The following is a 25,316-nucleotide window of genomic DNA, read 5'->3' on the forward strand; positions in this document are numbered from 1 at the left end:
TTGACTACGCTTGCATGCAAGACTGCGTCGATAAAGCTTGGCCGGGTCTTTCGATCCGGCTTTCCGTTACGAGTGGGCAAGGGGCATTGCGACCCGGCTGGCCATGTAAGGATGCTGACGAATGCCGCGTATTGCTGGTCCCTTTATTCATCGTGGGCTGCGCCCCTTATTTCGCGTTGCGCTGTGCGGCCAATTGCTGTGGCCGGTGCTGGCGCTCGCCGATACCCCTTACGATCAAATGGTTCGCGATGCGCGGGCCGGCAACTACACGCCTGCGCTGACTGTGTTGCGCCAGGTGCCAATAAACCAGGCCACCACCGGCCAGATCAGCGATCACTTGCAGATCGCCAGTTGGGCCGGTCTGGATGCGGAAGTGGTGCAGGTCTATGAAACCCAGGGACGTGATCGAGCGTTGCCGGTCCAGGCCCTGACTGCCACCGCGCGGGCCTATCGCAACCTCAAGCGTTGGGACTCGGCGACCCAGGTGTACAACAAGGCCCTGGCCCTTGAACCGCAAAATGCCGACCTGCAGCTGGGCCTGGCGATGACCCAGGCCGACGCCGGTAAACCTGACGAGGCGGTTGCCCGCGCCAGGGCGTTGGTGGCGGCGAAACCGGATGATCCTTCCCGCCGCCTGGCCCTGGCCTATGCCTTGACCCGCGCCGGCGCCACTTATGACGCATTGTTTGAATACGACCAGGCCTTCATCCGTGGCGGCAGCAAACCCGAAGTCGCTCGGGAATACGTGATTGCCCTGCAGCGCGCCCGTTTGCCGGAACCGGCCTTGCGCCTGGCGCGTCAGCGGCCGGGGTTGATTGATCCGGTCACGCAACGCCGTCTCGAAGGTGACCTGGCCGCCGAACGCGTGCGCCTGGCCGAACTGGCCACCCGCAGTGAAAAAGAACGTTATGTGATCGCCGATCGTGCCCTGTCTGATTACGACCAGTTACTGGCGACCTGGACGCCGGACCCTGCGGCCCACGATGACGTCATCCGCTGGCGAATCGACCGCATGGGCGCCCTCAAGGCCCGAGCGCGCACCGCCGATGTGATCGCCGAATACCAGAAGCTGCTCACCGAAAGCGTGAAGATTCCGACCTATGCCCTGCGTTGGGTGGCGTCGTCTTATCTGGACCAGCGTCAGCCGGAACTCGCCACCGATTTGTATCGCCAGGTGCTGGTGGCGCCGGATGCCGATGTCGGCGATCGCCTGGAAGACAGCACCGCGCTCTATTACGCCTTGCTCGAAAGCGATAAGGCCAATGAAGCGCGTCAGGTCGCCGAAGACGTGGCCAAGACCCAGAAACCGCGAATCGAGCTCAAGGGCTTGCCGGTGGGCAACCCCAACGATGAATGGATGGACGCGCAGCAACTCGCCGCCCAGGCCGGCACCTACGGCGCCGATCTGCCGTCGGGCGAGCAGCGTTTACAGACGTTGGTGGATCAGGCACCGGGCAACATCGGCCTGCGCCTGGCCCAGGCCGATCTGTACCTGGCCCGGGACTGGCCACGACGTGCCGAGAATCAGCTGAAGGAAACCGAGAGCATGGCCCCGCGGGATATCGGGCTGGAAGTCGCTCAGGGCTACACCGCCATGGATCTGCAGGAATGGCGGCAGATGGATGCGCTGACCGACGATGTGGTCGCGCGTTTTCCGGACAACCGTCAGGTGCAGCGTTTGCAGCGTCAGCGAGCGGTCCACGACATGGCCGAGCTGCGAGTGCAGGCCTACGGTGGCAAGAGTTATGGCGGTGGCAACGGCGACGTCGGGGCGGTCAACGGCAGCCGCGATTTCGGTATCGAAACCACGCTGTACAGCCCTCCCATCGATGAAGACTGGCGCCTGTTCGCCGGTGCCGGCTATGCCACCGGCGACTTCCAGGAAGGCACCGGCCACCATCGCTTCCAGCGCGTCGGGCTCGAACGGCGGACCCGCGACATGAGCCTGGAAGCGGAAGTCTCCAACCATTCCTACGGCTTCGGCGATAAACAGGGCGCGCGCCTGGCGATTGCCCGAGACATCGACGATCACTGGCAGTACGGCGGCAGCCTCGAATACCTGTCTGCACAAACGCCGTTGCGAGCGTTGAACAGCGACATCACGGCCAACGGCGGCAGCGGTTTTATCCGCTGGCGCGCCAATGAAAGCCGTGAGTGGAGACTGGCGGTCAGCCCCTCGCACTTCAGCGATGGCAACAACCGTGTCGAAGCCGTGCTCACCGGTCGCGAGGGCGTTTATCGCGCGCCGGGGTTGCAAGTCGACCTCGGCCTGGAAGTCGGCAGCAGCCATAACTCCAAGTCCGACGACGTGCCGTACTTCAACCCCAAAGCCGACTTCAGCGTGCTGCCGACGGTGAACGTCAATCACGTGCTCTACCACCGCTACGAAACCTCCTGGAGCCAGCAGTTCCAGGCCGGTGCGGGCACTTACAGCCAGCGCGATCACGGCACCGGCGGTATCGCCCTGCTGGGCTACGGCCAGCGCTACAGCTGGAACGACGTGTTCGAGGTGGGCGGCCTGCTGAGCGTGATCAACCGGCCATTTGACGGTGACCGGGAAACCGATCTGCGCCTGCTCGTCGACCTTACTTACCGCTTCTAGAAGAGTTTGAAGATGCCTTTTATTTCGCGTTTCATCCTCCTGCTGGGAGTGCTGTTGATCAGCGCCTGTGCCCAGCAAGCCCCAGCCTTCGCGCCGCCGTCCGAACGCCCGATGCCGGCCAATGAAAAGCCGTGGCCGAAAAACCATGTATTGGGGATCGCTTACCACGATGTCGAAGACCGCGACCCCGATCAGGCGGTGGTGGCCGTGCGCACCGAGCGCCTGATCGAGCAACTGGCATGGTTGCGGGAGAACAACTACCAACCGGTCACCGTTGACCAGATCATCGCCGCTCGCAATGGCGGCCCTGAATTGCCGCCACGGGCGATCCTGCTGAGTTTCGACGACGGTTATTCGAGCTTCTACACCCGCGTGTTGCCGGTGCTGCGTGCCTATAACTGGCACGCCTTGCTGGCGCCGGTCGGGGTGTGGATCGACACGCCGCCGAACCAGCCAGTCGACTTCGCCGGCACACCGCGCAAGCGTTCGGATTTCCTGACCTGGGAGCAGATCCGCGAGATTTCCCGGTCCGGCCTGGTGGAAATCGCCGCCCACACCGACGCCAGCCACAAAGGCGTGTTGGCCAACCCGCAAGGCAACCTGCAGCCGGCGGCCGCGACCCGGCGCTATGACGCCGCCACCGGTCGCTATGAAACCGAAGCCCAATTCCAGGCCCGGATGCGCGCCGACGTAGCGGCCATCTCGGAGAAGATCCGCAAGGTCACTGGCTACAAACCGCGAGTCTGGGTCTGGCCGTACGGCGTGGCAGATGGCACCTCGCTGCAAGTGATCAACGACCAGGGTTATCAGATGGCCCTGACTCTGGACGACGGCCTCGATGCCCTCGACAACCTGATGAGCAGCCCGCGCTTTCTGGTGGCCTCGGACCCGGATGGCGAACACTTCGCCAACAGTGTCGTCGCGGTGCAGGCCGAATCGCCGATGCGCGTGGTGCATGTGGATCTGGACAACGTCTACGACCCGGACCCGGCCCAACAGGAAATCAACCTCGGCAAGCTGATCCAGCGCATGGCCGACATGGGCGCCAACACGGTGTTCCTGCAAGCCTTCGCCGACCCCGCGGGCGATGGCCTGGTGCATTCGCTGTACTTTCCCAACCGTCACCTGCCGATGCGTGCCGATATCTTTGACCGTGTAGCCTGGCAGCTGCGCACCCGGGCTCACGTCAAAGTTTTCGCGTGGATGCCGGTGCTGAGTTTTGCCCTGGATTCGAAGCTGCCGCGAGTCACTCGCTGGGACCCGAAAACCGGCACCACGTCGATCGATCCGGACCAATACAAGCGCTTGTCGCCATTCGACCCGAACGTGCGGCGCATCATCGGTGAAATCTACGAAGACGTGGCACGCCTGACCTCGGTCGACGGCATCCTCTATCACGATGACGCGGTGCTGTCGGACTTCGAAGACGCCGGCCCCGAAGCCCTGAAAATCTATGCTGCCAACGGTCTGTCCGGTTCGATTGCCGCCCTGCGCGAGGATCCGGCCACCCTGCAACGCTGGACGCGGTTCAAGAGCCGCTACCTGATCGATTTCACCCATGAGCTGACCGCCAAGGTTCGCGCCATTCGCGGCCCGCAAGTGAAAACGGCGCGCAATATTTTCGCCGAGCCGATGCTCAACCCCGAGAGCGAAGCCTGGTTCGCGCAGAACCTCGATGACTTCCTGGGCGCCTACGACTGGACGGCACCGATGGCCATGCCGCTGATGGAAAAACAGAGCCATCAGCAATCCGGCCCCTGGCTTGAAGCACTGGTGGCGACGGTCAAATCGCGCCCCGGTGCACTCGACCGCACGGTGTTCGAATTGCAGGCCCGCGACTGGACGAAAAATAAACACGCCGACATCGACGGCGTGCAGTTGGCTGACTGGATGGGCCGCCTCAAGCGTCAGGGCGCCACCAGTTTCGGCTACTACCCAGACAACTTCCTCGAGAACCAGCCGGACCTGAAAGCCGTGCGGCCGGCGCTCTCCAACAAGTGGAATCCATAACATGCTGGACAGACTTCTGGCCCTGTTGGTTCTGGCGATCGTCCTGGGGGTTCCCCTCGGGCTGATCTTTCTGGTCACCGGGCAATTCCTGATGGACTTCGTGTTCTTCTACCCACTGTTCATGTCGGGGCTGTGGATCGCCGGCGGCCTGTATTTCTGGCTGCACTGGGAGCGGCACTGGCCGTGGCAGGACGACACCTTGCCGCCACCGCTGGCCGGCGAACCGCTGATCTCGATCCTGATCCCTTGCTACAACGAAGGCGACAACGCCGCCGATACCATCCACGCGGCGCTGGCCCAGCATTACCCGAACATCGAAGTGATCGCGATCAACGACGGCTCCAAGGACAACACCGCCGCGGTGCTCGACGCACTGGCGGCGCAGGATCCACGTTTGCGGGTGCTGCACCTGGCGGAAAACCAGGGCAAAGCCGTTGCCCTGCGCATGGGCGCCATCGCGGCGCGCAGCGAGTATCTGGTGTGCATCGACGGCGATGCGTTGCTGGCGCCGAACACCGCGGCCTATCTGGTGGCACCGATGCTCGACAACGCGCGACTGGGCGCCGTGACCGGCAACCCGCGAATCCGCACCCGTTCGACTCTGATCGGCCGGGTACAGGTCGGCGAGTTCTCCTCGATCATCGGCCTGATCAAGCGTACCCAGCGGGTGTTCGGGCGGATCTTCACCGTCTCCGGGGTGATCGTCGCCTTCCGTCGTACGGCCCTGAACCGGGTCGGCTACTGGAGCCCGGACATGATCACCGAAGACATCGACATCAGTTGGAAGCTGCAACTGGATCACTGGAGCATTTTCTACGAGCCCCGCGCGTTGTGCTGGATCCTCATGCCGGAAACCCTCGGCGGCCTGTGGAAACAGCGCCTGCGCTGGGCCCAGGGCGGTGCCGAGGTGTTGTTCAAGAACATCCGTGGCATCTGGCAATACCGCCATCGTTACCTCTGGCCACTGCTGTTCGAATACTGCCTGTCCACCGGTTGGGCCTTCACCTTCCTGTTGTCGGTGATCTTCTGGGCTATCGGCAACTTCGTCGAAATGCCGCCAGCCATTGCCGTCCATCACCTGATGCCACCGGCCTTTACCGGGCTGCTATTGGCGGTGGTTTGCCTAGTGCAATTCGCGGTCAGCATCATGATCGATCGCCGTTACGAAAAAGGGCTCGGCAGGACCATGTTCTGGGTGGTCTGGTACCCACTGGTGTTCTGGTTCATCAGCCTGCTCACCACCCTGGTCAGCTTCCCCAAAGTGCTGTTTGGCCAACATCAGAAGCGCGCGCGCTGGGTCAGTCCAGACCGGGGCATCAAGCCGCTGGATGACGATGAAGAGGAGGTCATCAAATGAAAATCATCAGAACCCGGCAGCGGCCCTTTCTGGTCGTGATCGACGTTTTCTTCACCGTACTGGCGTGGATCGGGCTGCTGTACTTGCTGGCGCAAGGTTTGTGGCCGTTGATCGATACCCATGACGGCCCGCGCATCGATCCATCGATTTTCGACGCCCTCGGCACGTTGCAGATTTACCTGTGGGTGGCGCTGTTCAACGCGGTGATCCTGATTGGCTGGGCGCGTTATCAACAACGCAAAAGCAAGAGCTTCGCCCAGCGCCGTTTGCCGGCGCCGGTGGTGGATGATCAGGGGCTGAGCAAAAGCTTCAAGCTGACCGGCGACCGGCTGGCGAAACTGCGCGCACCGGGCTCGATGACCATTCATAACGATCAGGAAGGCGATGTCAGTCACGTCGTTACGCACTTCACCCCGGTCGACCCGGCCGAGCTGCCACCGCCTTTGGCGCCATTGGAGCATCCGCTGGTGATCCGCTTGCCGGCCGAAGATGACGACAACCGCGAGCCGATGAGCCACATCTGAGCCTGACGCGTTGCAGACGTGCGTCAGGCAAAATCCCGAACCAGGCGCCACGCCTCGTCCACTGACAGCGGTTGTTTCATCCGTTCGGCGAGCATCGCCATGGCCCGTTCCTGATCGCAGGCAACGGCCGCCGCTATCACGCCGTTTTTGGCGAACAGGCCAATAAACGGTGGATGCTCTGGGTCGCCTTTGAATTCAACCTCGTCCCAGGCCTCGGCGTGTCCGAGGTAGTCGTAGTTTTTGCCGAAGTGCCAGGTCCAGAAATACGGCACGTCGAGGTAGCGTTCGTCGCCGCCGAGCATATTCGCCGCTGCAATCCGCGCCTGTTGCTGGGCCAGGCGCCAGTGTTCGATCCGTTGGGGCTGGCCGTTGAGCGGGAAGGTGGCAATGTCGCCGACGGCCCAGAGCCCGTCGGTCACGCGCATGCCGCCGTCGACCTTCAATGATTGATCTTTTTCCTTCGGCAGATCGGTAAACGGGGTGGTTGCCGGGGTGACGCCAATGCCAACCAGCACCAGATCCGCCGGCAAGCGCTGACCGTTGTCCAGCAGCACCGCTTCGACTTTGCCTGTGCCTTCGATCTTCGCTGCTTCACCATCGGTATGAAACACCACGCCGTTGGCCTCGTGCAGAGCACGAATCGCCTTGCCGACGGCCTCGCCGAATTGCGCCTCGAAAGGGATGGCATGGCGGGTCAGGACGGTGACATCCAGGCCGTACTGACGCAGGGATGAAGCGGATTCCAGGCCAATGAAGCTGCCGCCGACAATCACTGCCCTTTGACCCGGTTTTGCGGTGGTCAGAATCTGCTGCGCCTGCGCCTTCGAACGCAACACGAACACCTGCGGCAGATCGGCGCCCGGCAGCGACAGGGATTTTGGTATACCGCCGGTGGCAATCACCGCGGCGTCATAGCTCAGCGATTGACCATCGGCCAGGCGCAGGCTTCGGTTCGCTGCATCCAGGCCCATCACATCGCTGTTTATCCGTTCAATGCGCTGTTCACGATAAAAGTCTTCATCGCGCAGCGGCGGAACTTCGTCCGGTGGCATTTCCCCGGCAATCACGAATTTGCTCAATGCCGTACGGTCGTATCCGGCTTCGGGCTCACGGTCAATCAGCAACACCCGACCACCGAAACCTTTCTCCCGCAACGCCGCCGCGCAGGCCGTACCCGCTGCACCGGCACCGATGATTACAAAGGTTCGCTTATCGTCCGCCGGCGGTGTGCTGGGACTGGGCATCGGCTGGTCATCGACCCAGACCTCATCGTCGCGCAGCTCCAGCGGGTAGCGCCGCAGACTGTCCAGGGAGGGTGGTTCGCACAGCGCGCCGTCTTCGAGCCGATAAGCCGCCTTGTGCCACGGGCAGATCAGCCGTCCCTCACACAGCGCCCCTTTGGCCAAAGGGGCCCCAGCGTGGGGACATCTGCCCTGATAGGCGCGCAATTGATCGCCGACCCGCAGCAAGACGATTTTCATCTTGTCGATCCGGACCTCAAGGCCACGGTCGAGGGGCACATCGGCGAAACGGGCGACGCGGTGCAGTGCCATGATCGATCTCCAGGCAGGTGTTTCACTTAGGAGTTTGGCGCTTATTCCCAGGTTCAGCCAATTCCCACTGCCACCGCACGAACGGTCCGGCTATAGTTTGCGTGCCGACGACGGCCCCACCCCGCACAAGGTGCTCCGGTATGACCCGATTGACCTCTTTGAACCCTTGGCTGGCGGCCGTTGCAGTCGCCCTTTGCGTGCAGTTGCCGGCGCAGGCCCAGGAGCGTTTCACCCTCAGCATCCCCGGCGTTTCGGACAATCGGCTGTTCACGTCGGCGGAGGCCAGCGATGCCAGCGGTTGCGGCGGCAAGAATCAGTCCCCGGCCCTGAGCTGGAACGCCGGCCCCCAGGGCACCCTCAGCTACGCCATCGTCATGCACGACCCGGACGGCCAGAAAGGCCTGGGCGTCGATCACTGGATTCGTTATGGCATCAAGGCCACGACGCGGCAGATCCCGGCCGGTTTCGGCACTAAATCCACCCTTGAAGGCGTAGGTGGCACCAACATCAAAGGCACCACTACCTACATCGGCCCGTGCCCGCCCATCGGTGACAGCTCCCATCACTACATCCTCCAGATCTACGCCCTGGACCTGGCGCCAGAGGCCTTGCCTGCCGGCCTGACCCGCGCGCAGTTGCTGGATCAGATCAAAGGCCATGTGCTGAAAAACAGCAGCGTGGTGCGGCGTTATCACCGCTGAAGATTTTTCACTTCGGCTTAACCCGAACCCGGCGGGCTGTCCGTCTCAGAGGATGAATGAGTCAATTTCCTCCTGAGGTCAGCCCCCCATGTCCCTCCCTCTGCATTTCCTCCGCCCGGCCGCCCAGGGTTTCGCCGCCGGGTTATTGCTGGCCGTTGCCGGTTGCGGCGGTTCATCCACGCCACCCTCTGAGACGGGCAACCCGGTAGCGGTTGCGCCCCCGGCGCAAAATGCGCCGAAAACTGAAGCATTGGTGCGCGAGGCGGTCATGGCAGACACCGCGATGGCCAAGCGCAGCGCACGACCGGGCCCGTTGGTCGCCTTCGCGCCAATGCCGGCCGGTGAGGCTTATCCACAGGGCTATCGGGATGAACAGCGCGAGCAATATCAGGCGCTGGCCGATAACCCGATTCACAGCGTGGCCGAAGCGCCGGTCTCGACTTTCAGCGCCGACGTCGATACCGGCGCGTACGCCAATGTCCGGCGCTTGCTCAATCAGGGGCGTTTGCCTCCGGAAGGGGCGGTGCGGCTGGAAGAAATGGTCAATTACTTCCCCTACGATTACGCCTTGCCCACCGACGGCTCGCCATTTGGCGTAACCACCGAGCTGGCGCCGTCGCCCTGGAACCCGCATACCCGATTGCTGCGCATCGGCATCAAGGCGTCTGATCGCGCGGTGGCGGAACTGGCCCCGGCGAACCTGGTGTTTCTGGTGGACGTGTCCGGCTCCATGGACCGTCGCGAAGGCTTGCCCCTGGTTAAAAGCACCCTGAAATTGCTGGTCGATCAACTGCGCGAGCAAGATCGGGTTTCGCTGGTGGTGTACGCCGGAGAATCCCGCGTGGTGCTGGAGCCGACTTCCGGACGGGAAAAAGCGAAAATTCGTACCGCCATCGATCAATTGACTGCGGGCGGCTCGACCGCCGGCGCGTCGGGTATCGAACTGGCTTACCAAATGGCGCAACAGGCGTTTATCCCCAAAGGCATCAACCGCATCCTGCTGGCCACTGATGGTGACTTCAACGTCGGCATCAGCGACTTCGACAGCCTCAAGCAAATGGCTGTGGATAAACGCAAGACTGGCGTGTCCCTGACCACCCTGGGGTTTGGTGTGGATAACTACAATGAACACCTGATGGAACAACTGGCTGACGCCGGCGACGGTAACTACGCCTACATCGACAACCTGCGCGAAGCGCGCAAAGTGCTGGTGGATCAACTCGGCTCAACCCTCGCGGTGGTGGCGAAAAATGTGAAGCTGCAGGTGGAGTTCAACCCGGCACAGGTCAGTGAATATCGGCTGTTGGGCTATGAGAATCGTGCCCTGAAACGTGAGGATTTCAGCAACGACAAAGTCGACGCCGGAGAAATCGGCGCAGGGCATACGGTGACGGCGCTGTACGAAATTGTGCCCAAGGGCGAGAAGGGCTGGCTGGAACCGTTGCGCTATGGCAAATCTGCGGTCGATGTTTCCGCAAAAACCGGAGAATTGGCGATGCTGCGGGTGCGTTATCAGTTGCCGGAAGGTGGGAACAGTCGCTTGATCGAAAGGCCAATACTGAAGGGTGAGGCTGGCAAGCTCTTGGCCGCCAGCAATGATCTGCGCTTTGCCGCCGCCGTCGCTGCCTTTTCCCAGCAGCTCAAGGATGGGCGTTACACCGGTAATTTCAGCCTGAAAGACACCGAAGCCCTGGCCCGTGGCGCTCGGGGTGATGACCAATTCGGCCTGCGCGGTGAATTCGTGCAATTAGTAGAACTGGCGCAGAGCCTGCGAACCTCCACCGCCTCCAATCAACCGCCCAATGACAACCGGATAGAGTGAAAGCTGACATGTCCGATCCTGCAATCAGCTCAACCGCCAGCAGCGATGAATCGCTGCTGGCGCGTTATCGCTCGGGCGACGGGCCGGCGTTCGAAGTTTTGTACGCCCGCCACCGCCAGGGCCTGTATCGATTCCTCCTCGGCCTCAGTGGCAAACCCGAACTGGCCGAAGAGGTGTACCAGGAAACCTGGCTGAGCCTGATCCGCAGCACCAGTCAGCCACAAGGCCGGGCGAACTTTCGTACCTGGCTCTACCAGATTGCCCGTAACCGACTGATCGATCACTGGCGCAAACATGGCATCCACAACCCCTTGCACGACAGCTACGACGAACAGGCTCACGCCCTGATCGATGACGCTGCCGACCCAGAACAACTGCTGAGCCTGAGCCGCGACGGTCAACGCCTCGAAACCGCCCTGCAAACCCTGCCCGCCGACCAGCGCGAAGTGTTCCTGCTGCGCGCCCACGGCGACCTCGACCTGCCACAGATCGCCACTCTTACCGAAACACCGCTGGAAACCGTTAAAAGCCGCTTGCGCTACGCCCAGCAAAAACTGCGTCGGCTGCTGGCCGAGGAGGTACTGACATGACTGACGCCAAACAAACACCGTCATCGCCCGACGATGAAATGCTCAAGCATTTTCGCGATCACAGCAGCGGCGAACCACCGGCGCACCTCGACGCCTTCATCCTCGCCACCGCACACCGAGAAGCCCCCAAGCCGAAACCAAACCTGTGGCAACGCTGGCTCCGAGCCTGCCAACAGCCCCGCTGGCAAGTCGCGTTCGCAAGCCTGGTCGGGGTTGCGCTGATGCTGGCACTGGTGCAACGCACGCCGGAACAACTGCCGAGTTACGACTTCGCACCTGCGCCCAAAGCCTCCGCACCGCTCGCCAAACCGGAAGCCGCTGCCCGCTCCCAGGCCGCACCGGTTGAGGCTTTGTCCGCGCCCGCACCGGCTGCGCCAATGGCGGAGTTTTCCGCGCCGATGCAACGAGAGTCGATCAACAGCGAAATGGCCGACGAAGCCAAACTCAGCAAACGCGCCGCCGCGCCGGTTAAGTCACTGGATGATCAATTACGTGAGGTGATACGCCTGCAAGACGCCGGACAAACCCAAGCCGCCGAGGCGCTGATGACGACATTGCACAAGCGCTTTCCCAAGGAAAACCTTGCAGCCAAACTCAAGGATTTGCAGAAAAAATGAGCTGAACAGCGGTCGACGATTTGGCAACAACCCCCGAAAGCGCGCACTATCAGCCTATAGCCGATGCGTTGGAGGATGCCGTGGCCCAAAAAATCGACCGCATCGCCCAAATGCTCAACTGCCCGGTGAAGGGTGAGGAACTGCGGCGAGCTGTGACTGAGAGCCGTAAGGAGTTTCTTCTGGCGAAGCAGGCAGAAGATGATCTTGAGGAAGACGTTCTTGATGATGAGTTGATCGAGGACGAAGAAGACGATGATGAATACGACGAGTTTGATTGGACGACAGAATGAAAAAACCGCTTTGGCGGTTTTTTGCCATTAAAGAAATGTTGATGGCCCCTGTCGGTTGATGCGCTTCGGTGCTGAGACTGCTCAGGGGTTTTTTATTGCCTGGGATTTTTCCGCCTTACCAATCGTGTTGGGTTCCGGGTACGTTTTGAGCTCAACGGTGTGGTCGGCATCTTTCATCGAACACACCCGGACAAAGAAGCAAAGCCCTACCAGGTTCGCGCTTTCCTTGAGCAATCAGGAGTCACCGAATGAACGTAATGAATTACAAAGGCTATGCCGCCCGAATTGAATACAGCGAGGAAGATGGCCTGTTTGTCGGTCATATTGCTGGTATTAGAGATGTCGTTGGATTTCATGGCGTGTCAGTACAGGAACTTCAAAACGCATTTGAAGAGGCCGTCACTGATTATTTGGAAACTTGCGCCAAGCTCTGATGGAGACCGGGCGCCAATCGCTTTGTACCCGGCTGGGTATGATCGTCATTTGACGGTCATTTGATTGAACAAGGCCTGGCAGCAGGCAGCAACTGGCCAAAATGCTGTTTCAGTCGCCTTTGCTCGTGCCGCTCATTTACCGCTCATTTGCCGGTCATTTGACTAGCAATCTCGATTTAACGACAGCATAGGAAACCCGTTTCGATGGTTTTTTGTGGGGCAGATGGCCCCGGTCAGTTGCACGTTGACCGTTGTTCGGAAAAACGAGCACTATAAGGTACTATTTTTTGTACCTTTGGAGCCGTCATGGAGCAATTACTTGCGAGTCGGTCGGTCAGTATTACCGAGCTGAAACGCAGCCCAAGTACTGTGATTGAGCAAGCAGGCTCAGAGCCAGTTGCCGTTCTCAACCACAATCGTCCTGCTGCCTACCTTTTGCCGCACGCCGCTTATCAGCAGCTCCTGGATAGATTACGAGCCGCAGAAATATGTGTAGCTATTGCGACCAGCCGCAATGACCCACGTCCGGCCATTGCTGCCGATACCGTGTTTGCCGAGCTTGATGCGCTCATTGATGAGGTCGAAGCAGAGCAGAAGCGCCCATGAGACAACTGTTTTTCTCCGCACTGGCACGAGAGGATCTGCAGCAAATCGCCCGCTACATTGCCCGTGACAATCCGGGTCGAGCTCGGATTTTTGTTGGTGAGCTACGAGTGTGCTGTGCTCGGCTGCTGGATCAGCCTAATCAAGGTATTCCCCGAGATGACTATGCCAGAGGGCTGCGAATGATTTCCCACGGCCGATATTTGATCTTTTATAGTCTTTTCGAGGGCGATGTTCAGATTGAGCGTGTCCTGCATGCCGCAAGGGACGTTGGACGTCTATTCGAATCAGGCAGCGCTGATCACTAGACCCAAACCATTGAAAATGGCTTACCCACAAAAAAGCCCCAGACCCAACGGCCTGAGGCTTTCTCGTTTCTACATATGGTGCACCAGGCGGGATTCGAACCCACGACCCCTGCCTTCGGAGGGCAGTACTCTATCCAGCTGAGCTACTGGTGCAATGCGGGCGCCATGATACTCATATGCGCTGCAGGCGTCCATGCTGCTGAATCATCTGCGTTTTTCCAAAGCGTAACCTGCGTTTGCTACGTTGATCAGAAAAAATAGGCAAATGCGGCGTTTTCGTTCTTTTTTTCGAACAGCCTATTGTCCTTTACCCCCTTTGATCCTAGGATTCGTTTGAGATTTCAAACGCTCTTGTCTGGGTGCTGAACCGCACGAGTTCGATCAGTGCGCTATTTATGTGCTTCAGCCCGGTGAATGATTTCCCTGACGGCAGCCTATAAGGCGCCTTTCTACAATCATAATTCGCTCCGCGCTGGCCGCGGTGCTGTTAAGGAAAGCCGACATGCAGCTTAAAGACACCCAGTTGTTCCGCCAGCAAGCCTTTATCGATGGCGCTTGGGTCGATGCGGACAACGGTCAGACGATCAAGGTCAACAACCCGGCAACGGGCGAAATTCTGGGCACCGTGCCGAAAATGGGCGCTGCCGAAACCCGCCGTGCGATCGAAGCTGCTGACAAAGCGCTGCCGGCCTGGCGTGCACTGACCGCCAAGGAGCGCGCGAACAAGCTGCGTCGCTGGTTCGAGCTGATCATCGAGAATCAGGACGACCTGGCTCGCCTGATGACCCTGGAGCAGGGCAAGCCATTGGCCGAAGCCAAGGGCGAAATCGTTTACGCCGCGTCCTTCATCGAATGGTTCGCCGAAGAAGCCAAGCGCATCTACGGTGACGTGATTCCGGGCCACCAGCCAGACAAGCGCCTGATCGTAATCAAGCAGCCAATCGGCGTGACCGCTGCGATCACCCCGTGGAACTTCCCGGCCGCGATGATCACCCGTAAAGCCGGCCCGGCCCTGGCCGCCGGTTGCACCATGGTGCTCAAGCCTGCTTCGCAAACCCCGTTTTCCGCGTTCGCTCTGGCTGAACTGGCTCAGCGTGCCGGTATTCCGAACGGCGTGTTCAGTGTGGTGACCGGCAGCGCCGGCGACATTGGCAGCGAGCTGACCGGCAACCCGATCGTGCGCAAACTGTCGTTCACCGGCTCGACCGAAATCGGTCGTCAGTTGATGACCGAGTGCGCCAAGGACATCAAGAAAGTCTCGCTGGAACTGGGCGGCAACGCGCCGTTCATCGTGTTCGACGACGCAGACCTGGATAAGGCCGTCGAAGGCGCGATCATTTCCAAGTACCGCAACAACGGCCAGACCTGCGTCTGCGCCAACCGTCTGTACATTCAGGATTCGGTGTACGACGCGTTCGCCGAGAAGCTGAAAGTGGCCGTGGCCAAACTCAAGATCGGCAACGGTCTGGAAGACGGCACCACCACTGGTCCGCTGATCGACGAAAAAGCCGTGGCCAAGGTTCAAGAGCACATTGCTGACGCCGTCGGCAAAGGCGCTACCGTGCTGGCGGGTGGCAAGAGCATGCAAGGCAACTTCTTCGAGCCGACCATCCTGACCAACGTGCCGAACAACGCTGCCGTGGCCAAGGAAGAAACCTTCGGTCCATTGGCGCCGCTGTTCCGCTTCAAAGACGAAGCCGACGTGATCGCGATGTCTAACGACACCGAGTTCGGTCTGGCGTCGTACTTCTATGCTCGTGACCTGGGCCGTGTGTTCCGTGTGGCTGAAGCCCTGGAATACGGCATGGTCGGCGTCAACACCGGGTTGATCTCCAACGAAGTCGCGCCGTTCGGCGGCATCAAGGCGTCGGGCCTGGGTCGTGAAGGCTCCAAGTACGGCATCGAAGATTACCTGGAAATCAAATACCTCTGCCTGGGTATCTGAGTCCATTGCTTCAAGCGCAAAGGGCACGAGAGCGCTGTCCCTTTGCGCGCTTCAAACGGAATTTTCTCTGTGGCCGGGAACGCTGTGGCAGTCGATCATCGCATGCTGCCGTAGTTGCTTCCCCGCCGCTTAATCCTTGAACCACGCCGACCGATGAGCGGCGAATGAGGAATGTATGAGCAAGACTAACGCTGATTTGATGGCCCGCCGCACCGCTGCTGTACCGCGTGGTGTTGGCCAGATTCACCCGATCTTCGCCGATTCCGCGAAGAACGCTACCGTGACCGACGTTGAAGGTCGTGAGTTCATCGACTTCGCCGGTGGTATCGCCGTGCTGAACACCGGTCACGTGCACCCGAAAATCATCGCCGCCGTCACCGAGCAGCTGAACAAGCTGACCCACACCTGCTTCCAGGTTCTGGCCTACGAGCCGTACGTGGAAGTGTGCGAAAAAATCAACGCCAAGGTACCGGGTGATTTCGCCAAGAAAACCCTGCTGGTGACCACCGGCTCCGAAGCCGTGGAAAACTCCATCAAGATCGCCCGTGCCGCCACTGGCCGTGCCGGTGTGATCGCGTTCACTGGCGCTTACCACGGTCGCACCATGATGACCCTGGGCCTGACCGGTAAAGTCGTGCCTTACTCGGCCGGCATGGGCCTGATGCCTGGCGGCATCTTCCGCGCGCTGTATCCGAACGAGCTGCACGGTGTGAGCATCGACGATTCGATCGCCAGCATCGAGCGCATCTTCAAGAACGACGCCGAGCCGCGTGACATCGCTGCCATCATCATCGAGCCGGTGCAGGGCGAAGGCGGTTTCTACGTCGCGCCTAAAGAGTTCATGAAGCGTTTGCGCGCTCTGTGCGACCAGCACGGCATTCTGTTGATCGCTGACGAAGTGCAAACGGGCGCTGGCCGTACCGGCACCTTCTTCGCCATGGAACAGATGGGCGTTGCCGCCGACCTGACCACCTTCGCCAAATCCATCGCTGGCGGCTTCCCGCTGGCCGGTGTGTGCGGCAAGGCTGAATACATGGACGCCATCGCTCCGGGCGGCCTGGGCGGCACTTACGCCGGTAGCCCGATCGCTTGCGCCGCGGCCCTGGCCGTAATGGAAGTGTTTGAAGAAGAGCACCTGCTGGACCGTTGCAAAGCGGTTGGCGAGCGTCTGGTGACTGGCCTGAAAGCTATCCAGGCCAAGTACCCGGTGATCGGCGAAGTCCGCGCCTTGGGCGCAATGATCGCTGTCGAGCTGTTCGAAAACGGCGACACCCACAAGCCGAACCCGACTGCTGTAGCAGCCGTTGTGGCCAAGGCGCGCGACAAGGGTCTGATCCTGCTGTCGTGCGGCACCTACGGCAACGTTCTGCGCGTGCTGGTACCGCTGACCGCGCCGGACGAGCAACTGGACAAAGGCCTGGCGATCATCGAAGAGTGCTTCGCCGAGCTCTGATCCGTTTGTGAACTGATCGACAAAAAACCCGCTTCGGCGGGTTTTTTTATGTCCCTTGAAACACATCAGGGGCAATTGGGCTGTATCGAATGGCCAGCATTGACTAAGGTGCAAGCATTGCCGTTGGAGTGTGCAGATGACTGCTGTGGTGTTACCCGCTGTACCGCGAGTGTTGATTGCCGAGGCGGACCCTTGGTCCCGCGACCTGCTCAAGCAGGTGTTGTTGAATGTGCGCTGTGACGCGCGGCTGGACCTGTGTGCCGATGGCCAGGAGACCCTGCAGCTGTTGGCGGAAAATCCTTATGACCTGGTGATCGTCGACTGGGAGTTGCCCGGCGTCGATGGCCTGAATGTGTTGCGCAGCGTTCGTCAGCGCAAACGTAATCCGCCGTTGCCGTTCATTCTGATGAGCAGCCGCAACGACAGCGCCAGCGTGCGTGAAGCCTTGCCTCTGGCGCCCACGGCGTACCTGACCAAACCCCTGGACATGGAAAACCTGACCCAGCGTCTGCAGGATTTGCTGTTGAACGCCGGTGAAGAGGTGTCTTGCGAGGTGCCGTCATTGGCGCCGGGCATGACCTTGTCGGTGTATCTGGAACGGCGGCGCGAACTGGCGGACGGTGCACCGCTGATGACCGATGTGCAGGTGGCGATCAAGCGCAGCCTCAATCCCAATGGCCTCGACCTGACGCGACTGGAAGACGAAATCCGCACCGATCCACAAGTCACCGCTGTCCTTATTGCCGCCGCCAACAGCGCGGCCCAGCATCATGGCGCCGCCGTGCAAACCCTGTCGCAGGCGCTGCATCGCTTGGGCACCGGGCAAAGCATGAACCTGATTCTGGGCCTTGCCCTCAAACGCAGTGCCCGGCTCAGTGATCCGCAACTGGCGGACTATGCCGAGCGCTATTGGGAATTGTCCCTGCACACCGCCGAATACGCGCGGACGCTGGCGCGCTTGCTGGATCTGGATCAGGAGCGCTGTTATTGCGCGGGCATGCTGCATCGCCTCGGCGATCTGGCGTTGCTGCGGTGTTTGCAGGAGTGGAAGCAGGCCGGCGGTGAGCTGGATGAATGGGAGGAAGTCGGCGATGCCCTGGCCGAATTCGGCGCGGCCTACGGTTCGGCGCTGCGTACCCGCTGGCGCCTGCCACTGGAGCTGCGTGAGCTGATTGCGGCGGTTTATCAGCTCGGTGGCGGGGTTTACTCCCGCGAAGCGCTGGTGATGAACATGGCCGCGCAACTGGCGCGCCTGACCGAGCATGAGGGGATCGAGGCATTGGCCAAGAGTCGCACGGCGCGGTTGCTCAAGATCGGATTGCCGGAGCTGATGCGTTTGCGCAAAAAATAAGCCAGACGCCAATCTTGTAGGAGCGAGGCTCTGTGGCGAGGGGGCTTGCCCCCGTTGGGCTGCGAAGCAGTCCTGAATTCTGCAACCTCGCTCTGTCAGGAATACCGCGCTCTCTGGTTTCACGGCTGCTGCGCAACCGAACGGGGGCAAGCCCCCTCGCCACAGGTGGCATCAGCGTCAGACAGTTCTCAGCTGGAGATTATCCGGTTCTTGCCCTGGCGCTTGGCCTGGTACATCGCCGCATCAGCGCGGGCGAACAGGCTGTCGAGGTTCTCATCCTCGGGCGTGAGGCTGGTCAGGCCCTGGCTGACGGTGATACCGAACGTCTGGTCGTCATGGCTGAAACTCAACCGCTGAATCTCCCGTTGCAGGCGCTCGGCCACTTGCATGGCCATGTCCGGTGCACAACCGGGGAACACCGCGGCGAATTCCTCACCGCCAATCCGCCCGAACAGATCACCACGCCGCAGGGCCGCGCGACCGCTCTCGGCGATGCGTTGCAGCACCTTGTCGCCTTCCGGATGGCCGTAGGTGTCGTTGATCACTTTGAAGTCATCGATGTCCAGCAGCAGGAAGGCCAGCGGCTTGCCTTGCGAGCGCGCCTGCTCGAATTCTCGATTGGCACATTCGAAGAAGTGTCGGCGGTTGCTGCTTTGGGTCAGTACGTCGGTGGTGGCCAAGCGGTGGAGTTCGGTTTCCATCTGTTTCTTTTCGGTGATGTCTTCGGCAATGCCAACGATGATCGTCGGTTGGCCCGGCTCGGCCTGGCGGTTGATGAAGCACTTGTCGCTGAGCCAGCGCACCTGGCCGTCAGCGGCAATGATGCGGTACTCGCGGTCTTCAACGGCGCCGTTGACCAGCACTTGCGCCAGGCTGCGCTCGGCGTAGTCCAGATCGTCGGGATAAACACTGTCGCGCCAGTGGTTGTAGTCGGACAGCAACAGGCCGGCGGGGCGGCCGAAGATCCGGTCATAGGCCGGGCTGACGTAGAGCACATGGCGGGTTTCCCAGTTGAATGCCCAAAGCACGGCGTTGACGCTGACCAGCAGCGAGCTGAACAGCTGTTCGCGTTCGCTCAGGCGCGCTACTTCGCCTTGGGCATGCATCAGCGCCATCAGCGTTTGCGCGGCCTCGGGCCACTGTGGAAGGGATGTGTCTTGTAGGTTTTTATTGACCATCGGCACAAATCTCAAAGGGCGTGCCGCTATTTCGACAGCGGCCAACACAAAGCCCGCCTGGATGGCGAAGTGTCTTTGAGATAGGAGATTTGGGGCGAAGTTCCCGCTTTATGTGGCGAGGGAGCTTGCTCCCGCCGGGCGGTACTGGCGACGCGTTTGTAGGAGCTGCCGCAGGCTGCGATCTTTTGATTTTGCTCTTTCAAGATCAAAAGATCGTCCGAACGCGGCCCGAGCCTGCGGCAGCTCCTACAGGTCAGGTGGCAGGGCGCAGGGAGTAAGTTTTCAGCTGGTCGGCGAAATCACGCAGGGATTGAATCCCGCTGGCCTCGGCCTCGTGTACCCAATCCTTGATGGCGGCCAGCATGTCGTGACCATTTGAGCTGGTCTTGACCCAGATCTGCTGCAGGGCCAGGCGTTTCTCGTAAATTACCTTCAGCGCCTGGCTGTGCTCGAGCATGGTCTGGATGCGCATGTGGTGCTTGTCGTCCAGCAGGCTGGTTTCCCGCGAGAGCAGGCGTTTGGCCCGGTGGAACTGGTGACGGACCGAGTGATCGACCTTTTCCAGCTCTTGCTTGACCAGCGGCGCGATTACCAGCTTGCGGTACTGGGCCATGATCTGGAAGCGGTTGTTGAGGATCGCCATGGCGGTGTCCATGTCCAGGTTGCCTTTGCCTTCGACACGGTGGGCGATCGGCGCAACCCGCTGGACCTTGGCCAGGCGCAGGAAGCTGAAGACCTGGATCCAGGCCCAGCCGAGGTCGAATTCCCACTTCTTCACCGACAGTTTGGCCGAGTTAGGGTAGGTGTGATGGTTGTTATGCAGTTCTTCGCCGCCGATCAGGATGCCCCAGGGCACCAGATTGGTCGCCGCATCGCGGCATTCGAAGTTGCGGTAGCCGATGGCATGGCCCAGGCCATTGACCACGCCGGCAGCCCAGACCGGGATCCACATCATCTGGATGGCCCAGATGGTGATGCCGATGGTGCCGAACAGCAGCAGGTCGATGACGCCCATGATCGCCACGCCGAGCAGCGGGAAGCGGCTGTAGAGGTTGCGTTCGATCCAGTCTTCGGGGCAGTTCTTGCCGTAGATGCGCAGGGTCTCGGGGTTTTCCGCTTCGGCGCGGTACAGCTCGGCGCCTTTGCGCAGAACGGTGGACAACCCCTTGATGACCGGGCTGTGCGGGTCATCGACGGTTTCGCATTTGGCGTGATGCTTGCGGTGGATAGCGGTCCACTCGCGGGTGTTCTGCGCCGTGGTCAACCACAGCCAGAGGCGGAAGAAATGTTTCAGGCCGGCATTGAGCTCAAGTGAGCGATGGGCTGAATAGCGATGCAGATAGACCGTGACACCGACGATCGTGACGTGGGTCATCAGCAGGGTGACTGCCACCAGTGACCAGGGCGATAAGCCAAGAAAACCTTCGTACCACATAGCCTATAGGACCCTCGATAAAGAAAAAAACAGCCGTCGCATTATCACTTAGCCCACAGATAAAACCAGTCGCCCTTTCAGATAAGAGTGGCCGGATGTTTCTTTAATCTATAATTCCACCCTATTTTGTAGGGACATGGACGCTCGAATGTCAGCCACATATCGCGATGCCTTGCGTGCAGCGCTGCTCTATCTGGTGCTTTCTGTTGTCTGGCTGCAGTTTAGTGGCTATTTATTGAACAGTTTCTTCGATAACTCCACCGACCTGCTGCGCTGGCAACTGATCAACGGTTATGCCTGGGTGGCCTTCAGTGCCGGGCTGATTTTCATCGCGCGGGCACGATTGTTTCGCTGCCTGGGCGTCGGCGCCAAATTGCGTGAGCGCACTGCCGACCGGGAGCGTTTGCGACAAGCGGCCGCGGTGTTCGATTGCACTCGCGAAGGGGTGCTGGTCACCAATAGCAAAGGGCTGATCGTCCATGTGAACCGGGCGTTCATGGAAATCACCGGCTATCAGTGTGAGGAAGTGCTGGGTCAGCGACCGAGCATGTTCAAGTCGGGCCATCACCCGCCAGGCTTCTACCAGGCGATGTTCGCGACGCTCGACAGCTTCGGCGAGTGGAGCGGGGAAATCTGGAACCGTCGCAAAAGCGGCGAGATTTACCCGCAATGGCAGACGATCCGCCTGGTTTACGACGATCAGGGGCGGCTCAGCCAGTACGTTGCGGTGTTTTCCGACATCAGCGCGATCAAGAACTCCGAGCATGAACTGACGCACCTGGCCCACCACGACCCGTTGACCGATCTGCCCAATCGCCTGCTGTTTACCGACCGTGCCGGGCAGGCAGTGGCCTCGGCGCAGGCACATAAGCGCGGTTGTGCGTTGCTGATGATCGACCTGGATCACTTCAAATTGATCAACGATAGCCTCGGTCACAGTGTCGGTGACCAGTTGCTCAAGACCGTGGCTGAGCGCTTGAAAGCCTTGTTCGGACCGGGAATCACCCTGGCGCGGCTCAGTGGCGATGAATTTGCGGTGCTGGCTGAAAATTGCCCGCAACCGGGGCATGCCGCGGCGCTGGCCCAGCGGGTCATCGATGGTCTCAAGGAGCGGTTTCAGATTGACCGGCATTCGTTATTCATCAACGCCAGTGTCGGCATCAGCCTGTTCCCCAGCGATGCGTTGAGCGCCGAGCAGCTGTTGCGCAACGCCGATTCGGCATTGTTCAAAGCCAAGAGCGCCGGTCGCGACGGTTATGCCCTCTACACCGAAGAGCTGACTGCGCATGCCCAGCAACGCGTCGAGATTGCATTCGAATTGCGCCGAGCGCTGGAGCAGCAAGAGTTGCGGGTTTATTACCAGCCAGTGCATGACCTCAAAACCAGTCGCCTGATTGGCGTCGAGGCACTGGTGCGCTGGGAGCATCCGCAACGCGGGTTGGTGTCACCGGCTGAATTCATCCCCATTGCCGAACGCACCGGGCTGATTGCCGAGATCGACGCCTGGGTCATGCGCCAGGCTTGTCAGCAGATGTGCCAGTGGCAAGCCGCGGGCGTGGTGTTGTCGTTTGTCGCGGTGAACGTTTCTTCGCGCCTGTTTGCCCGCCGTGAGTTGTACCAGCAGGTGGCTCAGGTGCTGCACGACACCGGGCTGGATCCGGCGTATCTGGAGTTGGAAGTCACCGAAAGCGCGGTGATGGAGGACCCGGAAGTGGCGCTGGAGCAGATGCACCGCTTGCGTGAGTTAGGCGTGCGGCTGGCTATCGATGACTTCGGCACGGGGTATTCGTCGTTGCTGCGGCTCAAGCGTTTGCCTGTGCAAAAGCTCAAGATCGATCAGGGATTCGTCGCAGGCTTGCCGGGTGATGAGGATGACGCGGCGATCGCTCGGGTAATCGTCGCGTTGGCGCAAAGCATGGGAATGCAGGTGCATGCCGAGGGGATCGAACAGGTCGAGCAGGCGGCTTTCCTGCTCGAGCACGATTGCGATCTGGGGCAGGGGTACTGGTTTGGGCGGCCAGTGCCGGCGGCTTCATTGGATTGGGCTCGAGTGTCCTAAAAAGCGAAAAGATCGCAGCCTTCGGCGGCGCCCACAGGCGCGTAGGAGCTGCCGAAGGCTGCGATCTTTTGATCTTCAAGCTAATAACGTTCCGCAATCCCTTGCCCCATCAAATAATGCCTTCCAGTTATATAAACATTCTTAAATAGTATTTTTAAGAATATCCGCGCCTATCTACTATTGCTCTCACGCCGTACGCAGTGCCCGCCACTGCCAGGCATATCTCATTAAAGGAGCAGCACCATGAGCGCATCCCTACGCAGTGTTGACGGGCAGGACGAAGCCACCATTTTGCGTGAGATCCAGAGCGCCTTGCGCGATCTGCGCTTTGGCGCGGTGGAAATCACCGTGCACAACGCCCAGGTGGTACAGATCGAACGCAAAGAGAAATTCCGTTTGCAGCATCCGGCAAATAAACCGAGTTGAAGTAAAAGATCTAGAGATCAAAAGATCGCAGCCTTCGGCAGCTCCTACGCGCCTGTGGGCGCTGCCGCAGGCTGCGATCTTTTCAAACAGGTAACCCGTTTCCAGACCATAAGAAAAAGCCACCACACCAAGAATTCCAGGAGCTTTCACCATGTCGTCGATTCGCCATTTTGCTTTGGCCGCCCTGGCCAGTGCCCTTTTTGCTGGTTCCGCGGTTGCCAAGGATTACGAATTGCTCAACGTGTCGTATGACCCGACACGCGAGCTATATCAGGACTACAACGCCGAATTCATTAACTTCTGGAAGAAAGACCACGCTGGCGACAATGTGAAGATCCAGCAGTCCCACGGTGGCTCAGGCAAGCAGGGCCGGGCGGTGATCGACGGTCTGCGGGCCGACGTGGTGACCCTGGCCCTGGCCGGTGACATCGACGAAATCGCCAAGCTCGGCAAGAGCCTGCCGGCTGACTGGCAAAAGCGTCTGCCGGAAGCGAGCACGCCCTACACCTCGACCATCGTGTTCCTGGTGCGCAAGGGCAACCCGAAAGGCATCAAGGACTGGGGCGACCTGACCAAAAACGGCGTGGAAGTCATCACCCCGAACCCGAAAACCTCCGGCGGTGCACGCTGGAACTTCCTCGCGGCCTGGGCCTATGGCCTGAAAGCCAACGGCGGTAACGAAGCCAAGGCCAAAGAGTATGTGCAGACCCTGTTCAAGCACGTGCCAGTGCTGGACACCGGTGCGCGCGGTTCGACCATCACCTTCGTCAACAACGGTCAGGGCGACGTGTTGCTGGCCTGGGAAAACGAAGCTTTCCTGGCCTTGAAAGAGGACGGCGGCGCCGACAAGTTCGACATCGTTGTGCCTTCGCTGTCGATCCTTGCCGAGCCACCGGTGGCCGTGGTCGACAAGAACGCCGAGAAAAAGGGCAATACCGAGATCGCCGAGGCGTATCTCAAGCACCTGTACAGCCCGGCCGGCCAGGAAATCGCGGCGAAAAACTTCTATCGTCCACGTGACAAGGACGTAGCCGCCAAGTACGCCAAGCAGTTCCCGACCCTGGAACTGGTGTCCATCGACAAGGACTTCGGCGGCTGGAAAACCGCGCAACCGAAATTCTTCAATGACGGTGGCGTGTTCGACCAGATTTACCAGGCGCAGTAACCTGAAATAGATCAGCCAATGGGCCCCGATTTCATCGTCGGGGCTTAGCGCGTTCTCAACCAAGGACTTTTATGTCGCGTCGTATCTCCCCCGTCATACCCGGCTTCGGGCTGACGCTGGGCTACACCTTGGTGTACCTCAGCCTGATTGTGCTCATTCCACTGGCGGCGATGTTCGTGCATGCCGCTCAACTGACCTGGGACCAGTTCTGGGCAATCATCTCGGCACCTCGGGTGCTGGCCGCGTTGAAGCTGAGCTTCGGCACCGCGCTGTACGCCGCGATCATCAACGGCGTGATCGGCACGCTGCTGGCCTGGGTGCTGGTGCGCTACACCTTCCCGGGGCGCAAAGTCATCGATGCGATGATCGACCTGCCCTTCGCATTGCCCACTGCCGTGGCCGGTATCGCGCTCACCGCGCTGTACACCCCCACCGGCCTGGTGGGTCAGTTCGCGGCGGACCTGGGTTTCAAGATCGCGTATACCCCCCTCGGCATCACCCTGGCGCTGACTTTTGTGACGCTTCCATTCGTGGTACGTACGGTACAGCCTGTACTGGCCGATATCCCCCGTGAAGTGGAAGAGGCGGCGGCGTGCCTGGGGGCAAAACCGTTGCAGGTTTTCCGCCATATTCTGGTGCCGGCGCTGCTCCCAGCCTGGCTGACCGGTTTCGCCTTGGCCTTTGCCCGCGGGGTCGGCGAGTACGGTTCGGTGATTTTCATCGCCGGCAACATGCCGATGAAAACCGAAATTCTGCCGCTGCTGATCATGGTCAAACTCGACCAGTACGATTACACCGGCGCCACCTCCATTGGTGTACTGATGCTGTTGGTTTCCTTTGTCCTGTTGCTGCTGATCAACTTGTTGCAGCGGCGCATCGAAACCCCATAAGGA

22 protein-coding genes, 1 tRNA gene and 1 pseudogene are annotated in these 25,316 nt (G+C 60.3%); 20 read left to right on the forward strand and 4 right to left on the reverse strand.

Annotated elements, in window-relative coordinates; genetic code table 11:
• Positions 1–121: 121 nt before the first annotated feature.
• Genes pgaA through pgaD form a run of 4 tightly spaced genes read left to right on the forward strand, consistent with a single transcriptional unit; the run spans position 122 to position 6,493 of the window.
• Entirely contained in the window at positions 122–2,602 is a 2,481-nt protein-coding gene (gene pgaA, locus AC1RO5_RS20975; RefSeq protein WP_493177384.1) for a poly-beta-1,6 N-acetyl-D-glucosamine export porin PgaA, read from the forward strand.
• 12 nt (positions 2,603–2,614) lie between these two features.
• Positions 2,615–4,612, forward strand: coding sequence for a poly-beta-1,6-N-acetyl-D-glucosamine N-deacetylase PgaB (gene pgaB, locus AC1RO5_RS20980; protein ID WP_493177386.1), 1,998 nt, complete (start codon positions 2,615–2,617; stop codon positions 4,610–4,612).
• A gap of 1 nt (position 4,613) precedes the next feature.
• Complete coding sequence (pgaC, locus tag AC1RO5_RS20985; RefSeq protein WP_493177387.1) at positions 4,614–5,969, forward strand: poly-beta-1,6-N-acetyl-D-glucosamine synthase; 1,356 nt, start codon at positions 4,614–4,616, stop codon at positions 5,967–5,969.
• A complete protein-coding gene (pgaD, locus tag AC1RO5_RS20990) occupies positions 5,966–6,493 on the forward strand; it encodes a poly-beta-1,6-N-acetyl-D-glucosamine biosynthesis protein PgaD (RefSeq protein ID WP_493177388.1) in 528 nt (175 codons plus the stop codon). Before pgaC ends, pgaD begins: the two co-directional genes overlap by 4 nt.
• Before the next feature lie 23 nt (positions 6,494–6,516).
• Here pgaD and AC1RO5_RS20995 read toward each other — a convergent pair whose 3' ends face one another.
• Positions 6,517–8,046, reverse strand: coding sequence for an FAD-dependent oxidoreductase (locus AC1RO5_RS20995; RefSeq protein WP_493177390.1), 1,530 nt, complete (start codon positions 8,044–8,046; stop codon positions 6,517–6,519).
• A 140-nt stretch (positions 8,047–8,186) separates the two neighbouring features.
• Here AC1RO5_RS20995 and AC1RO5_RS21000 point away from each other — a divergent pair, with 140 nt between their 5' ends.
• From AC1RO5_RS21000 to AC1RO5_RS21040, 9 genes and pseudogenes are all read left to right on the forward strand, one after another.
• Positions 8,187–8,747 carry a YbhB/YbcL family Raf kinase inhibitor-like protein gene (locus AC1RO5_RS21000; protein WP_493177393.1) on the forward strand — a complete coding sequence of 187 codons (561 nt, stop codon included), beginning with the start codon at positions 8,187–8,189 and terminating at the stop codon, positions 8,745–8,747.
• 88 nt (positions 8,748–8,835) lie between these two features.
• Positions 8,836–10,569 carry a vWA domain-containing protein gene (locus AC1RO5_RS21005; RefSeq protein ID WP_493177395.1) on the forward strand — a complete coding sequence of 578 codons (1,734 nt, stop codon included), beginning with the start codon at positions 8,836–8,838 and terminating at the stop codon, positions 10,567–10,569.
• A gap of 8 nt (positions 10,570–10,577) precedes the next feature.
• Positions 10,578–11,159, forward strand: a complete 582-nt coding sequence (locus tag AC1RO5_RS21010; RefSeq protein ID WP_230174042.1) for an RNA polymerase sigma factor — start codon at positions 10,578–10,580, stop codon at positions 11,157–11,159.
• Positions 11,156–11,776 (forward strand): hypothetical protein, encoded by a 621-nt coding sequence (locus tag AC1RO5_RS21015; RefSeq protein WP_493177397.1) that lies wholly within the window; start codon positions 11,156–11,158, stop codon positions 11,774–11,776. The genes AC1RO5_RS21010 and AC1RO5_RS21015 overlap by 4 nt, the downstream gene beginning before the upstream one ends.
• 20 nt (positions 11,777–11,796) lie before the next feature.
• Positions 11,797–12,066: a hypothetical protein gene (locus AC1RO5_RS21020; RefSeq protein ID WP_019581692.1), complete on the forward strand. Its 270-nt coding sequence runs from the start codon at positions 11,797–11,799 to the stop codon at positions 12,064–12,066.
• 99 nt (positions 12,067–12,165) lie between these two features.
• Positions 12,166–12,318 carry a type II toxin-antitoxin system HicA family toxin gene (locus AC1RO5_RS21025; protein ID WP_493177458.1) on the forward strand — a complete coding sequence of 51 codons (153 nt, stop codon included), beginning with the start codon at positions 12,166–12,168 and terminating at the stop codon, positions 12,316–12,318.
• Positions 12,315–12,497 (forward strand): annotated as a pseudogene (locus AC1RO5_RS21030) (type II toxin-antitoxin system HicB family antitoxin); the annotation flags it as partial. The gene AC1RO5_RS21025 and the pseudogene AC1RO5_RS21030, both read left to right, overlap by 4 nt.
• 309 nt (positions 12,498–12,806) lie before the next feature.
• Positions 12,807–13,106: a type II toxin-antitoxin system prevent-host-death family antitoxin gene (locus tag AC1RO5_RS21035; RefSeq protein ID WP_019581695.1), complete on the forward strand. Its 300-nt coding sequence runs from the start codon at positions 12,807–12,809 to the stop codon at positions 13,104–13,106.
• A complete protein-coding gene (locus AC1RO5_RS21040; protein ID WP_493177399.1) occupies positions 13,103–13,411 on the forward strand; it encodes a type II toxin-antitoxin system RelE/ParE family toxin in 309 nt (102 codons plus the stop codon). The genes AC1RO5_RS21035 and AC1RO5_RS21040 overlap by 4 nt, the downstream gene beginning before the upstream one ends.
• Positions 13,412–13,487: 76 nt before the next feature.
• On the opposite strand, the gene AC1RO5_RS21045 is transcribed toward AC1RO5_RS21040, so the two are convergent.
• Positions 13,488–13,564: transfer RNA gene (locus AC1RO5_RS21045), tRNA-Arg, on the reverse strand.
• A gap of 349 nt (positions 13,565–13,913) precedes the next feature.
• Between AC1RO5_RS21045 and gabD the strand changes: the two genes are divergently transcribed.
• The 3 genes from gabD (at position 13,914) to AC1RO5_RS21060 (ending at position 18,160) form a co-directional block, all read left to right on the forward strand.
• Positions 13,914–15,356, forward strand: a complete 1,443-nt coding sequence (gene gabD, locus AC1RO5_RS21050) for an NADP-dependent succinate-semialdehyde dehydrogenase (protein ID WP_205887049.1) — start codon at positions 13,914–13,916, stop codon at positions 15,354–15,356.
• Positions 15,357–15,531: 175 nt separating this feature from the next.
• Positions 15,532–16,809: a 4-aminobutyrate--2-oxoglutarate transaminase gene (gabT, locus tag AC1RO5_RS21055; RefSeq protein ID WP_493177401.1), complete on the forward strand. Its 1,278-nt coding sequence runs from the start codon at positions 15,532–15,534 to the stop codon at positions 16,807–16,809.
• Positions 16,810–16,945: 136 nt separating this feature from the next.
• Positions 16,946–18,160: an HDOD domain-containing protein gene (locus AC1RO5_RS21060; protein WP_493177403.1), complete on the forward strand. Its 1,215-nt coding sequence runs from the start codon at positions 16,946–16,948 to the stop codon at positions 18,158–18,160.
• Between the two features lie 188 nt (positions 18,161–18,348).
• On the opposite strand, the gene AC1RO5_RS21065 is transcribed toward AC1RO5_RS21060, so the two are convergent.
• Both AC1RO5_RS21065 and desA read right to left on the reverse strand, forming a co-directional pair.
• Positions 18,349–19,338 (reverse strand): GGDEF domain-containing protein, encoded by a 990-nt coding sequence (locus tag AC1RO5_RS21065; RefSeq protein WP_493177404.1) that lies wholly within the window; start codon positions 19,336–19,338, stop codon positions 18,349–18,351.
• A 253-nt stretch (positions 19,339–19,591) separates the two neighbouring features.
• Positions 19,592–20,773: a delta-9 fatty acid desaturase DesA gene (gene desA, locus AC1RO5_RS21070; RefSeq protein ID WP_493177406.1), complete on the reverse strand. Its 1,182-nt coding sequence runs from the start codon at positions 20,771–20,773 to the stop codon at positions 19,592–19,594.
• Positions 20,774–20,921: 148 nt separating this feature from the next.
• Between desA and dibA the strand changes: the two genes are divergently transcribed.
• The 4 genes from dibA (at position 20,922) to cysT (ending at position 25,313) form a co-directional block, all read left to right on the forward strand.
• Positions 20,922–22,832, forward strand: coding sequence for a phosphodiesterase DibA (gene dibA, locus AC1RO5_RS21075; RefSeq protein WP_493177407.1), 1,911 nt, complete (start codon positions 20,922–20,924; stop codon positions 22,830–22,832).
• A 243-nt stretch (positions 22,833–23,075) separates the two neighbouring features.
• Positions 23,076–23,258 carry a sulfur starvation response protein OscA gene (gene oscA / locus AC1RO5_RS21080; protein WP_019651544.1) on the forward strand — a complete coding sequence of 61 codons (183 nt, stop codon included), beginning with the start codon at positions 23,076–23,078 and terminating at the stop codon, positions 23,256–23,258.
• 151 nt (positions 23,259–23,409) lie between these two features.
• Complete coding sequence (locus AC1RO5_RS21085) at positions 23,410–24,423, forward strand: sulfate ABC transporter substrate-binding protein (RefSeq protein ID WP_413696101.1); 1,014 nt, start codon at positions 23,410–23,412, stop codon at positions 24,421–24,423.
• Positions 24,424–24,494: 71 nt separating this feature from the next.
• Positions 24,495–25,313 (forward strand): sulfate ABC transporter permease subunit CysT, encoded by an 819-nt coding sequence (gene cysT, locus AC1RO5_RS21090; protein ID WP_493177410.1) that lies wholly within the window; start codon positions 24,495–24,497, stop codon positions 25,311–25,313.
• Positions 25,314–25,316 lie beyond the last annotated feature (3 nt).

This window comes from Pseudomonas sp. GW822-FHT02G04, assembly GCF_058802085.1.